The organism is Chitinophaga sp. (assembly GCF_035761305.1).
In the GTDB taxonomy this organism is placed as follows: Bacteria; Bacteroidota; Bacteroidia; order Chitinophagales; family Chitinophagaceae; genus Chitinophaga.
Map to the genome: position 1 here is coordinate 19036 of NZ_DASTRI010000076.1, position 14432 is coordinate 33467.

Here is a 14432-nt window from a genome sequence, read left to right on the forward strand (position 1 = left end):
CCTTCCTGCCCACAATCCCTGTACAGTGAAATGTGCAGGGATTCCTTTTGTTTATTCAGATTTATCTTCTTTGTCAGCCCTTAGGTACTTGCATTATACTTCATGTACCGTTTAGCGGGATCGTAATCTGCTAATTGGTATTTCTTTCTACAAACCTGTAACTGGCGTGGGTATCATAATCGATATTATGCCTTTTCTTTAGCTCCTGTATATAGTTGAGGGTGTCTATTGTGTGCGGGCTTGCAACTGTATCGCCCACGCGCTCAAATGTATGCAGCAATGTTTCCTCCAGGCATTCGGAAAGGCTCATGCCTTTGTGTATGGCCAGGTCCTGCAGCAGGGCAGCCAAACGTTTTTCGAGCCGTACAGGAACATCTACCCGTTCAATTTCAACCGGGGGGCCCTGGTTATAAATGTAGTGTCCAAAGCCTAAATGATTGCCATAAAGGTCTTTTACTGCATAGTCGCGTATACCGTAAGGCCGGTCGTCAAGCGTAGCTGCTATTTCAACCCCGTTAGCCTTATGAAATTCGTATAGCTGATCAGCATTGTTTACAATGAAGTTCACTTCTGAAGGCCCTTCTACAAAAGGGGTGCCCTTTGAAAGGTGCAGTGTTACATCGCCTAAATTCATGCCGGCGTAAGTTGGAGGGTCGCCTCCCCAGGTGAACCTGGTTGAAAAGCCCAGGCGGTTGGTATAGAACTCAACTGCTGCATTGATGTCTTTAACCAGCAGTGTAGGAAACAGCTGGCGGCATTGAATGTTGGGGATAGGAGCTGTCATAACGCAGTTTTTAAAATTGAAAAATATAAGCATTCATTTAAATCCTGTTTCCTCTCAGGAACGCTTCCACATCCATCTTTTTCTTGCCTTCCAGCTGTATTTCGTGCAGCACCAGGTAGCCGTCGGCCGCAGCTATTTTCAGGTAGGTTTTGTTATCCGTTACCGGCTCGCCGGGAGCAACGGCGGGAACTGCGCGCTCTTTGGCGGCTTTGAATATTTTCAGCTGTTTACCATGCAGGGTAGTCCAGGCAGTGGGGTAGGGGCTAAGGCCGCGCACCAGGTTGTAAACCTTGTCAATAGGCTGCTGCCAGTTAATTTGCCCGTCTTCCCGGAATATTTTAGGTGCGTGTTTTATTTGTGAAGGGTCCAGGGCAGGCTGCGGTTTTTCAACAGCAGTGCCGGCTGCAATAGCAGCTACGGTTTGTGAAAGCAGCTGGGCGCCGGTATGCATCAGCGCATCGTGCAGCTCACCGGCGGTTTCATCTTCCGTAACAGGTACGGCTGCGTTGAACAGTATATTACCGGTATCAATGGCATGCTGAAGCTTAAAGGTGGTAACGCCCGATACTTTTTCGCCATTGATGATGGCCCAGTTAATGGGCGCTGCCCCCCGGTAATCGGGTAACAGTGAAGCATGTACGTTAATGGTGCCAAGGGGCGGCATATTCCATACTGCCTCCGGCAGCATGCGGAAAGCCACCACTACCTGCAGATGGGCTTTTAAAGCAGCCAGCTCTTCCAGGAAAGCAGGATTTTTCAGCTTTTCGGGCTGCAATACATGCAGCCCCTTGGCCACCGCATATTTTTTTACCGCGCTTTCCTGCAGCTGCAACCCGCGGCCAGCGGGCTTATCCGGCGCGGTAATTACGCCCACTACCTGGTAGCCATCCTGTATCAGCTTGTCCAGCGAGGCAACAGCAAAGTCAGGTGTACCCATAAATACAATGCGGAGGTCTTTCTTATCGATCATTTATAACAAATAATTAAAATTAACAATTAAAAACAGCTCGCAATCATTCCTGTATGCCGCCAGCTATTTTAGCAAACAGCTATAACGGCTGTAATAAAAACCAGTTGTGAAGCGCTTTTCAGGGCGTTGCCTGTAAATAACCTGTAAAAATACGGATTGCTGAGTTTGTGCGCCATGATCTTTTTTCATTACCTTGCGGGAAGACATCATCTGTTAACACTTAATTACTATTAGTTATGCAAACAGTTAAAAACGGGGATACCGTACGCGTACATTATCACGGTACCTTAATCAGCGGGGCTACATTTGACTCCTCCGAAGGCAGGGAACCGCTTGAATTTAAGGTAGGCGCTGGCATGGTGATCAAAGGTTTTGATAAAGGCGTGCTGGAGATGAAGGTTGGCGATAAAAAAAGATTGGAGATCCCTGTGGATCAGGCTTATGGTCCCAAAAGCGATGAGCTGATCATGGAATATCCGAAAGCCAACATGCCGCCCGACCTGAAGCCGGAAGTAGGCATGGAGCTGCAAATGAGCAATGCGCAGGGCCAGGTATTCCCGGTAAAAGTAGCCGGCGTAAGCACAGAGTACATTACGCTGGATGCCAACCATCCGCTGGCCGGCGAAGACCTGATCTTCGACATTGAGCTGGTAGAGATAAAGTAATTACGGATTATCAATTACGAATTGCGAATGATGATTGGTAATTTGTAATTAGATGAATATTAACAAAGCGGCTGCATCGGTTTCGGTGCAGCCGCTTTGTTTTAGTATGCTAACAGCTATTCCGGCAGCACTATTACTGTAGGGCGTTTCATATCATCAATGGCTACAAATGCGAAAGTGCCTTCAATGGCTTTTTCCCGGTGATTGGCATACATCTGCTCCACGTATACGGTTACACGCACCTGCAGGCTGGTTTTGCCTACATGTATTACTTCGCCTACCAGCTCTATAATTGTGCCATGCGGAATGGGCTTTTTAAAATCTATACGGTCACTGGAAACCGTTACTACCCGCATGCGGGTAAAACGTGTGGCGGTAATAAAAGCTACTTCATCCATCAGCTGCATGGCGGTGCCGCCAAACATGGTATCATAATGGTTTACAGTATTCGGAAATACCGCCTTGTAAATACGGGTAACGGAACGGGCAATCTGATCTTCGTATGGCATGCTGTTTATCGCTTTCCGGATAAGGTAAAAATATTTTGCAGCCGCTGTTTAAACTTTTCCTGCCTGTAGCCCAGTTTCATGGCCTGCAAACAGGCAGCGCACAGGCAACCGCTGAAACGTTCGCTAATGTACTGGCGCTCGTCTTCTGTTAACGGCACCTGCTGGCACTGGCAGCGCAGAATAGTGCCTACGCGGCACTCAAAAGCAGCTTTACAGCAAGGGCAGGTAACGGTTTCATGACAAGGCATAATCAATGTGCGAATGTGCAAATATGCAGATGTGCAAATGTATTGAACACGATATTAGATGAAATAAATGTACTGAATTAATACAACTTATTCTATAGCACATCCATCATCTACTTATCCACTCATCTCTTTTCGTCATCTGCACATCCGCACATTTGCATATCTGCACATCTGCCCGCCGCTGCTACCATGTTGCGCAGGGCCTGCTCTGTTTCAGGCCATTTACGGGTTTTAAGGCCACAGTCAGGGTTTACCCAAAGATTACGGGCAGGCAGCAATTGCGCGGCTTTCTCCAGCAGCGCCGTCATTTCCTGTACCGTAGGCACGCGGGGCGAGTGAATGTCGTACACGCCGGGGCCAATTTCATTGGGGTAGCGGAACGCGGCAAATGCTTCCAGCAGCTCCATTTGCGAGCGGGAGGTTTCAATGGTAATCACATCTGCATCCATAGCCGCAATGTGATCAATAATGTCATTGAATTCGGAGTAGCACATGTGCGTGTGTATCTGTGTTTCGTCTTTCACGCACGACACAGATACGCGGAAGGCTTTCACCGCCCAGTCGAGGTAGGCGGCCCATTGGGCTTTGCGCAGGGGCAGCCCTTCACGGATGGCCGGTTCATCTACCTGTATCACTTTAATACCGGCGTTTTCCAGGTCTTTTACTTCATCACGGATGGCCAGCGCAATCTGCAGGGCCGTGTTTGCACGGGGCTGGTCGTCGCGCACAAAAGACCACTGTAAAATAGTTACCGGCCCCGTAAGCATGCCTTTCATGGGTTTATGGGTAAGGGACTGCGCATAGCGGCTCCATTGTACGGTCATAGGCCGGCTGCGCTCCACATCTCCGTAAATAACCGGCGGTTTTACACAGCGGGAGCCATAGCTCTGTACCCAGCCGTTTTGTGTAAATACAAATCCCTCCAGCTGCTCACCAAAATATTCAACCATATCGTTCCGCTCAAACTCGCCGTGCACCAGCACATCCAGGCGCAGGCTTTCCTGCCATTGCACGGCATCCCGTATGGCCCTGCGAATAGCGGCATCATACTCAGCGGGCGTAATGCTGCCTTTCTTCAGGTCGGCCCGCAGCTTGCGGATCTCTGCTGTTTGCGGAAAAGAGCCGATAGTGGTGGTGGGGAACAGGGGCAGCTGTAATACTTTTTCCTGCAGCTGCTGCCGCACGGGAAAGGGATGCCGGCGCATAGCGTCTGCGGCGGTAAGCGCGGCCACTCTTTCCTTTACGGCAGGTTTATGTACAATGGAGGCCGTACTTTTTTCGTACAGGCTTTTACGGTTGGCTTCCAGCAGCGCTTCATGGCCGTTCAGTATATCTTTCAGCTCCGAAAGCTCCTGCACCTTCTGGCGGGCAAAGGCCATCCAGCCCTTGATTTGGGAGGGCAGCGCCTGTTCGTCTTTTTCGAGCGCCAGGTCGTACGGCGTATGCAGCAATGAGCAGGAGGGCGCCAGCATTACCCGCTGCGCGCCAATAGCCGCAACGGCCTTTGTTACCAGCTGCAGGGATTGCGCGTAATCGTTCTTCCAGATATTACGGCCGTTCACAACGCCCAGGGATAACTGTTTATCTGCCGGTAATTGCTGCAGCACCGCATCCAGCTGTTCCGGTGCGCGCACCAGGTCAATATGCAGCGCCTGTACCGGCAGCCGCAGCGCCAGGGCGGTATTTTCCTGCAGGCTGCCAAAATAGGTGGCCAGCAGTATTTGCAGGGAAGGCAGGGCCGTGTTTATTTTCGTATATACATGATGGTAAAATTCCTGTTGTTCAGGTGTAAGGTCCAGCACCAGGCAGGGCTCATCCAACTGTACCCAGGTAGCGCCGGCCTGCTGCAATTGCTGCAGCAGCTGTATATACACCGGCAGCAGCTGATCCAACAGCGTGGCAGGGTGCAGGCCGGCGTCTTTTATTTTCCCCAGCAGCAAAAAGCTCACAGGCCCCAGCAGCACAGGTTTGGTATGTATGCCCAGCGACTGTGCTTCTTTAAACTCATCCACGCATTTGGCAGAAAGCACGCGGAATTGCTGGCTGGCGTCAAATTCAGGCACCAGGTAATGATAGTTGGTGTCGAACCACTTGGTCATTTCCATGGCGGTAATGTCCATGCCATTCTTTTGGTAGCCCCTGGCCATGGCAAAGTATAGCTCAGGACTGCCGGCGCTGGCCAGGCTGGCCATCAGCAGCTGAAAACGGGCGGGTATTACGCCGGTCATCAGGCACATATCCAGCACCTGGTCGTACAGTGAAAAGTCGTTGGAAGGGATCAGGTCAATGCCTGCCTGCTGCAGGGTTTCCCAATTCTGCCGGCGGAGCTGCCGGGCAGTGAGCTGTAATTTCTCTAAAGACATTTTGCCCGCCCAGTAGGCTTCGCATGCCTTTTTCAATTCACGCTGGCTACCAATACGCGGATAGCCAAGAACATTGGTTTGCATACTTGCAACAATTTAAATGATAAAAAAATAGGGGCAACTTTCCGCATGCTTATTTGCATTGTTATCAAATGCATGCTATTTTTCTATGCAAACCTACATGTGTGGTACAAATAAATAGTGAAATATTTAAAATTTGGTTTTTTGTATTAATTTAAATGACATTTAAAGTTTAATATTCTATTTTATGACCGGTAAGCGCGGCTAAAAAGAAAATCTTACGTTTGCAGGATGTTTACGAACTACAGCTACACCGTTACAGAACGCTTTTTGCGTTATGTGCAGATAGATACACAGTCCGATCCGTTAAGCGCTACTTTTCCCTCCACTGCCAAACAAAAAGACCTGGGCCGCCTGCTGCTGCAGGAGCTGCAGGATATGGGCATTGCCGATGCGGAACTGGACGGGCATGGATATATATATGCCACCATACCGGCCAATACCGGCAAGCAGGTGCCGGTGATCTGTTTTTGCTCCCACATGGACACTTCCAGCGATTGCAGCGGTACGAATGTAAAACCCATCATCCACCATCAATATAATGGCGGGGATATTACCCTGCCGGATGATCCCTCACAGGTGATACGTGCGGCGGAACATCCCTACCTGCAGTCAAAAAAAGGCGAAGATATTATTACCGCCAGCGGCGCCACCCTGCTGGGCGCTGATGATAAAGCCGGCATAGCCATCATTATGGATGCCGCCAACTTCCTGCTGCAGCACCCTGAAATAAAGCACGGCGCTATCCGCATCCTGTTCACGCCTGATGAAGAAACAGGGCGCGGAGTGGAAAAGCTGAACATGCAAAAGCTGGGCGCCCGATACGGCTATACGCTGGATGGGGGAGAGCGCGGCTCCCTGGAAGATGAAACCTTTTCTGCCGATGCAGTGAAGATCACCATACAGGGCGTAGGCATACACCCCGGCACAGCTAAAGACAAGCTGGTAAGCGCCATTAAGGTAGCCGCCGAAATAGTGGCGGCGCTGCCGGCTAACGGTCTTTCGCCGGAAACTACCGCACATCGTGAGGGCTTTATACACCCGGTGCGTGTACAGGGCGTAGTGGAAAAAGCGGAGATAGATTTTATTATCCGCGATTTTGTGACGGCGGAACTGGCCCGTCATGAAGCATTCCTGCGCAGCATTATGGAAAATGTATTGCAACGCTATCCCCGGGCTACGGCCACCTTCCAGGTAACGGAACAATACCGCAATATGAAAGAGGTGCTGGACCAGCACCCACAGGTATGCGCCTATGCTGAAGAGGCCATGCGCTGCGCCGGCGTAGAACCGCTGAAGATGATCATACGCGGTGGTACCGACGGTTCCCGCCTGTCTTTTATGGGATTACCCTGCCCCAACCTTTTTACCGGCGAAATGGCCCTGCACAGCAAACATGAATATGTAAGCATACAGGATATGCAAAAAGCGGTGGAAACGGTTGTTCACCTGGCGCAGGTTTGGGAAGCCAATAGTTAACACCTGTTAATAATAATTTTGGCTGCTTTCCGTTAACTTATTGTATCTTAATTTAATACTTTTGCAAGGTTTAAAATTTAGTACATGCTATTAGGACTTGTTACATTACTGCAGGATACTTTACTTACGCCCAAAGCCGATACGGTGGCCACTGCTGCCAATGCCGCCGCCACGGCAGATCAGCAGATACGCTTACTGGACCTGTTGATGAAAGGCGGTGTGTTAATGATCCCGCTAGGCGTTTTATCCCTGATAGCGGTATATGTGTTTGTGGAAAGGTATATTACCATTTCCAAAGCAGGTAAGCTGGAGCCGAACTTTATGCCTATGATCCGCGATCATATTACCAGCGGTAACATACAGGCCGCACGCTCCCTCTCCAAAAATACCATGGGCCCTACCGCCCGTATGATAGACAAGGGCATACAGCGCATAGGCAAGCCTATTGAAGCCATTGAAAAATCAATGGAAAATGTTGGCAAGCTGGAAATATATAAAATGGAAAAGAACCTGGTAATACTGGCTATTATAGCCGGCATAGCGCCCATGTTCGGGTTCCTGGGCACCATTGCCGGCATGATCCAAACCTTCTTTAACATTTCCATTACTTCAGATATTACACTGGGCACCATTGCCGGCGGTATTTATGTAAAGATGATCACTTCCGCCACAGGTTTGATCATCGGTATTATTGCCTATATCTGCTACAGCTTCCTGAATGCGCAGATAGATAAGGTGATTAATAAAATGGAAGCATCCTCCTCAGAATTTATTGATATTCTGCAGGAGCCGACAAGATAAATTATCAATTGATCAATTACCGGTTATGAATGATGACCGCAGCGGCTTCAAATTCGTAATCCGTAATTTGTAATTCGTAATTGACTATGAATTTGCGTAACAGAAGAGGGAAAAGGATGGTAGAGGTGCATAACTCAGCCCTGAACGATATTTTGTTCATTCTGCTGCTGTTCTTCCTCATCGTATCTACGCTGGCTAATCCCAACGTAATAAAGCTTACGCTGCCCAAGGCCAAAAGCAACACCAAGGCCAAGCAAACGGTAGTGGTGAGCATTAATGATAAAAGAGAGTTTTACGTAGGCACCAACAAAGTGCCTTTTGAAAGCCTTAAGCAAATGCTGGTACCGGCTATTGCAAGGGAAAATGTAGATCCCACCATTGTTATAAATGCAGAAAAATCAGTGCCGGTAGAAGACGTGGTAGGGGTAATGGAAGTAGCGCGGGAAATAGGCGCCAAGGTAGTGTTGGCCACCGCGCACCCCAGCCGTCAGCAATAAGCTGCTGTTAAATAGAAAAGAGGCCGACAAGCAAGCTTAATGATGGAGGTGAAACTACAGGTTTTGCATGCTTCATCGCCTTCATTTTTTTTAACTTCTTATCGACCTCTGTTGTCAGAACGTCTATTCCTTTCGTTTTTTATCACATCTTCCCTTTACAGAAACGGATAAGGTTAGTTAGGAAATCGTCGTTCCTTTACAGAACATTTATTCCTTTCGTTTTTTATCACATCTTCCTTTTACAGAAGCGGATAAGGTTCATTAGGAAATCAATGTCCGTTCAGTTAAACATGCACCATTATCGTGCCAACCAGGCCAGCCTGTTTTTTCCCTCCTGACACTTTCCGGCCCCGGCTGAACTGTGGCAAAGCCGCATCACTTTTCCGGGGGAAAACGTTACACATTGGGCAGGTATGCCCCCTTCACCATCCGGTCTTTTCCGTACAAATCCTGCCGCAGCTGTACATTGGCAAACCCTGCTTTTTCCACCAGCTGCACAACTTCCGGCCCAAGCGCTTCATTGATCTCGAAATACAGCGCGCCGCCCGGCTGCAGCTTGCGCAACGCCAGCTGCGTAATACGGCGGTAAAACAGCAGCGCATCCTCATCCGGTACAAACAATGCCAGGGCGGGCTCATAGTCCAGCACCTGCTGCTGCATGCCAATGCGCTCGCTTTGGCGTATATAGGGCGGGTTGCTTACAATAATATCAAATGCGGGCAAAGCGGCGGTAGCGGCATCATCCAGCACATTTACCTGTGTAAAATGCACATCCAGCTGTTGCCGGCTCGCATTGGCTTTTGCGATGGTTAACGCGCCCGCGCTTACATCTATCCCCCATGCTTCCGACGCCGGTAACGCCTTTTTTACGGCCAAAGGAATACAGCCGCTGCCGGTGCCTATATCCAGCAGCTTTATATGCTTCACCTGTGCATCATTCACTATCCATTCCACCAGCCCGGCTGTTTCAGGGCGGGGTATGAGCACTTCCGGGTTCACCAGCAGCTCCATATCGTAAAACCAGGCCGTGCCGGTTATATATTGTATGGGCTGATGTTGTAAAAGGGCCGCCACGCCCTGCTCCAATTGCGATTGCTGCGCAGGTTCCAGCATTTTGTCTTTATACACAATACGGTCCAGCTTATTCAGCCCGGTAATGTGCTCCAGCAGCAGATGGGCTATGCCGGCCGCTTCCCTGGGCTCATAAACGGGGGCAATGGTATTGGTGATGTAGGTAAATGCTGCCTGTATGTTCATGCAAATGATCTGAAAATAATACTTTTGCAAACATAACCAACGTTCAGCGCATGCACGCTATGCAAGACGAACTTTTTATGCAACGCAGCCTTCAGCTGGCCCGGCTGGGCGCCGGGCAGGTGGCGCCTAATCCCATGGTAGGCGCTGTGCTTGTGCACCAGGGCCGCATTATCGGTGAGGGCTATCACCGGCAATACGGGCATGCCCATGCAGAGGTAGATTGTATTGAACGCGTAGCGGAAGCGGACAAATACCTGGTGCCGCAGTCCACCATGTACGTAACACTGGAGCCCTGCGCCCACCACGGTAAAACGCCGCCCTGTGCCGACAGGATTGTGAAAGAAGGCATTCCCAGCGTGGTAATAGGCTGTACCGATACCTTTTCTGAAGTAAGCGGCAGAGGCATTGAAAAGCTGCGGAAAGCAGGCATACAGGTTACTGTAGGCGTGCTGGAAAGGGCCTGCCGGGAGCTGAACCGCCGTTTCTTTACCTATCATGAAAAGAAACGGCCTTATATTGTGCTGAAATGGGCCCAATGCCCCGCTGGTTTTATGGCCACGCTGAGCGGAGAGCCCGTGCGTATTTCCAATGAATACAGCGACCGCCTGGTGCATCGCTGGCGTAGTGAGGAAATGGCCATACTGGTAGGCACCAACACCGCCCTGGCCGATGATCCCCGCCTGAGTAACCGCCTGTGGAGCGGTAAAAGCCCGGTGCGCCTGGTAATAGACCGGGAGCTGAAAACGCCCCTGCATTATCACCTGCGCAATGGCAGCATAGCTACCTGGTTCTTTACAGAAAAAGAAAGCAGCGTTAACGGGCTTACGGAAACCATACAAACCGATTTCCGCCAGCCCATATTACCGCAGCTAATGGAACGGCTATACGAAAGAAATATTAACAGCGTGCTGGTAGAAGGCGGCGCCTATTTGCTGGAACGTTTTATTGAGTCCGGCCTGTGGGATGAGGCCCGCGTTATCAACGGCAGCACCATGCTGCCCGAAGGCGTAACCGCGCCGGTGCTGCCCCGCGCACTGCTGCTGGAAGAAACCAGCCTGCAGGGCGACCGCATATTATATTACAGAAACACAGCGTAGCCGGTGGCAACAGCTTACCGGCTATTAAATAAAACAATGGAAGTTTATTTTACGATTGAAAAAACAGCTACAGCAGAGTTTAAAGACAGGGGCAGCAAATTCCTGGCATATGCGTTCCCGGTAAAGAGTACAGACGATGTAAAAGAAAAGCTGCAGGCTATTAAAAAAGAGCACCCCAAAGCCACCCATCACTGTTTTGCGTATCGCCTGGGTACCGATGGATTGCAGTTCCGCGCCAGCGACGATGGCGAGCCTTCCGGCACAGCCGGCAAACCTATATTGGGACAAATAGACAGCAAGCAGCTGACCGATACCCTGGTAATAGTGGTGCGGTATTTTGGCGGCACCCTGCTGGGTGCGCCGGGTCTTATCAACGCCTATAAAATGGCTACAGCCCTGGTGCTGCAGCTGATACCCGCGGTGCAAAAAAATGTAGAGGTAAAATACCAGCTCAGCTTTGACTATACCATCCTCAACGAAGTAATCAACACCGTAAAGCAAAACAACTGCACCATTCTTTCGCAGGAGCTGCAGCTGTTTTGCGCCATGCAGATAGGCATACCCAAAGCTAACCAGGAGCTATGCCTTTTGCGGCTGAAAGAAATTTATGGACTGGATATAAGGGAAAGCAAGGTATAACGCTGCAGGCTCCCTGTTCCCGGTTGCCGGTAAAAACAAGGCCGGTGCAGGCAGCGCAATTTATTGGTTGGGGCGTTTAACCAAGCCGCTGTAGTAAAAACAAAACTGGCGCAGCAACCCTTGCCGGTAGTCGTAATGTCGCCGGAAATGGCTGTTGTGTCGCAACAATACCCGCTCCCTTTTTGATGCAGCTTACCTTAGTAATAAAAAAATAAGGGTATGACAAAAGCAGTTCAATGGGTCACCGGCATGTTAATGGTGCTGGTAGCCGGCGTTTTCTGGGGCACCTGGTTTGCTTTAAGCCGCACTATGGAACACTTTTCCGCGGCAATGTTTATTGCCATCGGGAAGGATATTATCCGCAACGTTTCCGGCGCCATGCCTGTTATTATGCCGGGCAGCATTATAGGGCTGGCGCTGCTGCTGATAATGGGCCGCAAACAGCGCGACACTTATTTTTATTGCATACTGGGCGCTTTGGTATTATTTATTGCCGCCTTAGTGATTACAGTAGGCATTGAAGTGCCCATAGATAACCAGCTTAAAAACTGGACGGCAGATACCGTACCGGCCAACTGGCAAAGCATCCGCCAAAAATGGGAAACCTTTCATATGCTGCGCACCTTTATATCCCTGGCAGGAATGGGGGCGTTTATCGCGGCCGTGCTTAGTAAGAATGTAAAATATTAAATGTAAAATGCAGAATGTAAAAGGGAATGCAGCGGATATTAAATACGCTGCATTCCCTTTACTTTTACTGTATTTACATTTCAGGCCTGATTATACACTGCCCTTCTTACTTTTACATTTTCAAAAACCGCTCGCTCACAACCAGGTCCTTACTGCCGGCAGTGTACTTATAAAAACCTTCGCCGCTTTTTACGCCCAGGTAGCCGGCGGTAACCATATTCACCAGCAGGGGGCAGGGCGCGTATTTGGGATTGCCGAAACCATCGTGCAGCACCTGCAATATAGACAGGCATACATCCAGGCCTATGAAATCAGCCAGCTGCAAAGGCCCCATCGGGTGCGCCATGCCCAGCTTCATTACCGTATCAATTTCCTGTACGCCGGCCACCCCTTCGTACAGGGAGCAAATAGCTTCGTTGATCATAGGCATCAGGATGCGGTTGGCAATAAAACCAGGATAGTCATTCACCACGCAGGGCGTTTTTCCCAGTTTTTCAGACAGGCTTACAATGGTGCGGGTTACTGCTGCATCTGTTGCATAGCCGTTAATGATCTCTACCAGCTTCATTACCGGAACCGGGTTCATAAAGTGCATGCCTATTACTTTTTGCGGGCGTTTGGTAGCTGCCGCAATACGGGTAATGGAAATGGAGGAGGTGTTGGTGGCCAGTATGGCGTTTGCCGGCGCATGCTGATCCAGCTCTGTAAATATTTTCAGCTTCAGGGCGCTGTTTTCTGTAGCCGCTTCTACCACTAGTGAAACATTTTGCACGCCTTCCGCGATGGAAGTAAAGGTGGTAATGTTTTGCAGGGTTTGGGCTTTTACAGCGTCGGTAATGGCGCCTTTAGCCACCTGCCGGTCCAGGTTCTTTTGTATGGTGCCCAGGGCTTTTTCCAGCGCGGGGGCCGCTACATCTACCAGGTTCACCTTATAATTATGCTGTGCAAATACGTGTGCAATGCCGTTTCCCATGGTGCCGGCGCCGATAACTGCTATTTGTTCCATGAAAGCAAATGATTTTAAGGGTGTATGATGTTTTAAATTGTTGATGATACGGAATGTTACTAAGCATTGGCTATTGAAAACAGCGCTTTTAGTTCTTTATTACTAAGGTTGCCTATCCAGTTTTCGCCGGCAGCAACCGTCATATTAGCCAGGTGCTTTTTAGATTGTATCATTTCATTGATACGTTCTTCAAAGGTGTTTTTAGTAATAAAGCGGTGCACCATAACATTACTTTTCTGTCCAATACGGTAGGCGCGGTCCGTTGCCTGGGCTTCTACAGCCGGGTTCCACCAGAGATCATAGTGAATTACGTGATTGGCAGCGGTGAGGTTAAGGCCTGTTCCGGCTGCCTTTAAAGATAGGATAAAAATCTTTTCGGCATGGTTGTTCTGAAAGGCATCTACCATGTCTTTGCGTTGTTTAACTGTGCAACCGCCATGGTAAAACAGGGGTGTTGACTGGTAACGTTCTGCAATAAAATGCTGCAGCATGCGTCCCATTTCAGCGAACTGGGTAAAAACCAGCACTTTTTCATGGCTTTCCATTATGCTGTCCAACTTATCAAATAACAGGGATAGCTTGCCGCTCATGCCGGCATCCAGCACATTGTTCTTTAGGAACTGTGCGGGATGGTTGCAGATTTGTTTTAGCGCGAGTATCATTTGTAGTACAAGTCCCTGCCGTACAAACAGCCCTTTTTTGTCAACCGGATTAATTGCTTCTATTTCCTTCATGGCTTCTTCCAGTGTTTTCTGATACAGGCTGGCCTGCTCCTTTACCAGCATGGCGAAGCAATCCATTTCCAGCTTGTCCGGCAGGTCCTGGATAATGTGCTTATCAGTTTTCAGGCGGCGCATCATAAAAGGAGCCGTTACCTGTTTCAGCCGGACTGCAGCGCCGGCGTCGTTATAGGTTTCTACGGGTATTGCAAAAGTTTCCCGGAATTCTTTAAGGCTGCCCAGCAGGTTGCGGTTGCTGTAATCCATAATGCTCCATAGCTCACTCAGACGGTTTTCAACAGGCGTGCCGCTCATGGCTATGAAATTATCCGCGCCAATGCTTTTAATGGCTTTGGCTTGTGCGGTGTCCTGGTTTTTAATATACTGGGCTTCATCAATTACTACAGTATGCCAGTGCAGTTTTTTTAACTGCGCGGCTTCTGTTCTTGCAATGCCATAGCTGGTAAGCAATATGTCAAATTCCGGCGCTATTGTCCGGCCGGCGCCATGAAAAATGTGGGTATTAAGGGCCGGTGCAAACTTTTCAATTTCGGCCAGCCAGTTGGTAAGCAGGCCGGTAGGTGCTATTACCAGCGCCTTTTTTTGGTTGAGCAGCCCCTCTTCCTT

At 49.5% G+C, this 14432-nt stretch carries 15 protein-coding genes; 7 read left to right on the plus strand and 8 right to left on the minus strand.

The features are described 5' to 3' along the window. Positions 1 to 130: 130 nt before the first annotated feature. Both VFS25_RS06905 and fmt read right to left on the minus strand, forming a co-directional pair. On the minus strand, positions 131 to 784 hold the full coding sequence (locus tag VFS25_RS06905) for a VOC family protein (protein ID WP_326461394.1): 654 nt from the start codon (positions 782 to 784) through the stop codon (positions 131 to 133). A 37-nt stretch (positions 785 to 821) separates the two neighbouring features. Continuing rightward, positions 822 to 1754: a methionyl-tRNA formyltransferase gene (gene fmt, locus VFS25_RS06910; protein WP_326461395.1), complete on the minus strand. Its 933-nt coding sequence runs from the start codon at positions 1752 to 1754 to the stop codon at positions 822 to 824. A gap of 236 nt (positions 1755 to 1990) precedes the next feature. Here fmt and VFS25_RS06915 point away from each other — a divergent pair, with 236 nt between their 5' ends. Further along, on the plus strand, positions 1991 to 2419 hold the full coding sequence (locus VFS25_RS06915; RefSeq protein ID WP_326461396.1) for a peptidylprolyl isomerase: 429 nt from the start codon (positions 1991 to 1993) through the stop codon (positions 2417 to 2419). A 116-nt stretch (positions 2420 to 2535) separates the two neighbouring features. Here the strand turns inward: VFS25_RS06915 and VFS25_RS06920 are convergent, their stop codons facing one another. The 3 genes from VFS25_RS06920 to metE all read right to left on the minus strand — a co-directional run bounded on the left by VFS25_RS06920 (position 2536) and on the right by metE (position 5623). Continuing rightward, complete coding sequence (locus VFS25_RS06920) at positions 2536 to 2928, minus strand: acyl-CoA thioesterase (RefSeq protein ID WP_326461397.1); 393 nt, start codon at positions 2926 to 2928, stop codon at positions 2536 to 2538. A gap of 5 nt (positions 2929 to 2933) precedes the next feature. Then, on the minus strand, positions 2934 to 3176 hold the full coding sequence (locus VFS25_RS06925; RefSeq protein WP_326461398.1) for a cysteine-rich CWC family protein: 243 nt from the start codon (positions 3174 to 3176) through the stop codon (positions 2934 to 2936). Between the two features lie 122 nt (positions 3177 to 3298). After that, on the minus strand, positions 3299 to 5623 hold the full coding sequence (metE, locus tag VFS25_RS06930) for a 5-methyltetrahydropteroyltriglutamate--homocysteine S-methyltransferase (RefSeq protein WP_326461399.1): 2325 nt from the start codon (positions 5621 to 5623) through the stop codon (positions 3299 to 3301). Positions 5624 to 5851: 228 nt separating this feature from the next. On the opposite strand from metE, the gene pepT reads away from it, so the two are divergent. From pepT to VFS25_RS06945, 3 genes are all read left to right on the plus strand, one after another. After that, positions 5852 to 7099 (plus strand): peptidase T, encoded by a 1248-nt coding sequence (gene pepT / locus VFS25_RS06935; RefSeq protein ID WP_326461400.1) that lies wholly within the window; start codon positions 5852 to 5854, stop codon positions 7097 to 7099. Positions 7100 to 7183: 84 nt separating this feature from the next. After that, positions 7184 to 7900: a MotA/TolQ/ExbB proton channel family protein gene (locus tag VFS25_RS06940; protein ID WP_326461401.1), complete on the plus strand. Its 717-nt coding sequence runs from the start codon at positions 7184 to 7186 to the stop codon at positions 7898 to 7900. Positions 7901 to 7986: 86 nt separating this feature from the next. Next, complete coding sequence (locus tag VFS25_RS06945) at positions 7987 to 8397, plus strand: biopolymer transporter ExbD (protein WP_326461402.1); 411 nt, start codon at positions 7987 to 7989, stop codon at positions 8395 to 8397. Positions 8398 to 8793: 396 nt separating this feature from the next. Here the strand turns inward: VFS25_RS06945 and prmC are convergent, their stop codons facing one another. Further along, positions 8794 to 9654: a peptide chain release factor N(5)-glutamine methyltransferase gene (gene prmC / locus VFS25_RS06950; RefSeq protein ID WP_326461403.1), complete on the minus strand. Its 861-nt coding sequence runs from the start codon at positions 9652 to 9654 to the stop codon at positions 8794 to 8796. 59 nt (positions 9655 to 9713) lie between these two features. Between prmC and ribD the strand changes: the two genes are divergently transcribed. The 3 genes from ribD (at position 9714) to VFS25_RS06965 (ending at position 12080) form a co-directional block, all read left to right on the plus strand. Next, positions 9714 to 10751: a bifunctional diaminohydroxyphosphoribosylaminopyrimidine deaminase/5-amino-6-(5-phosphoribosylamino)uracil reductase RibD gene (gene ribD / locus VFS25_RS06955; RefSeq protein WP_326461404.1), complete on the plus strand. Its 1038-nt coding sequence runs from the start codon at positions 9714 to 9716 to the stop codon at positions 10749 to 10751. Between the two features lie 36 nt (positions 10752 to 10787). Beyond that, positions 10788 to 11390, plus strand: a complete 603-nt coding sequence (locus VFS25_RS06960; RefSeq protein WP_326461405.1) for a YigZ family protein — start codon at positions 10788 to 10790, stop codon at positions 11388 to 11390. 219 nt (positions 11391 to 11609) lie between these two features. Continuing rightward, positions 11610 to 12080, plus strand: a complete 471-nt coding sequence (locus VFS25_RS06965; RefSeq protein ID WP_326461406.1) for a DUF1772 domain-containing protein — start codon at positions 11610 to 11612, stop codon at positions 12078 to 12080. Positions 12081 to 12192: 112 nt separating this feature from the next. On the opposite strand, the gene VFS25_RS06970 is transcribed toward VFS25_RS06965, so the two are convergent. Both VFS25_RS06970 and VFS25_RS06975 read right to left on the minus strand, forming a co-directional pair. After that, a complete protein-coding gene (locus VFS25_RS06970; RefSeq protein WP_326461407.1) occupies positions 12193 to 13086 on the minus strand; it encodes a 3-hydroxybutyryl-CoA dehydrogenase in 894 nt (297 codons plus the stop codon). Between the two features lie 59 nt (positions 13087 to 13145). Then, the coding region (locus VFS25_RS06975; RefSeq protein ID WP_326461408.1) for a DEAD/DEAH box helicase at positions 13146 to 14432 on the minus strand (1287 nt) is incomplete at its 5' end.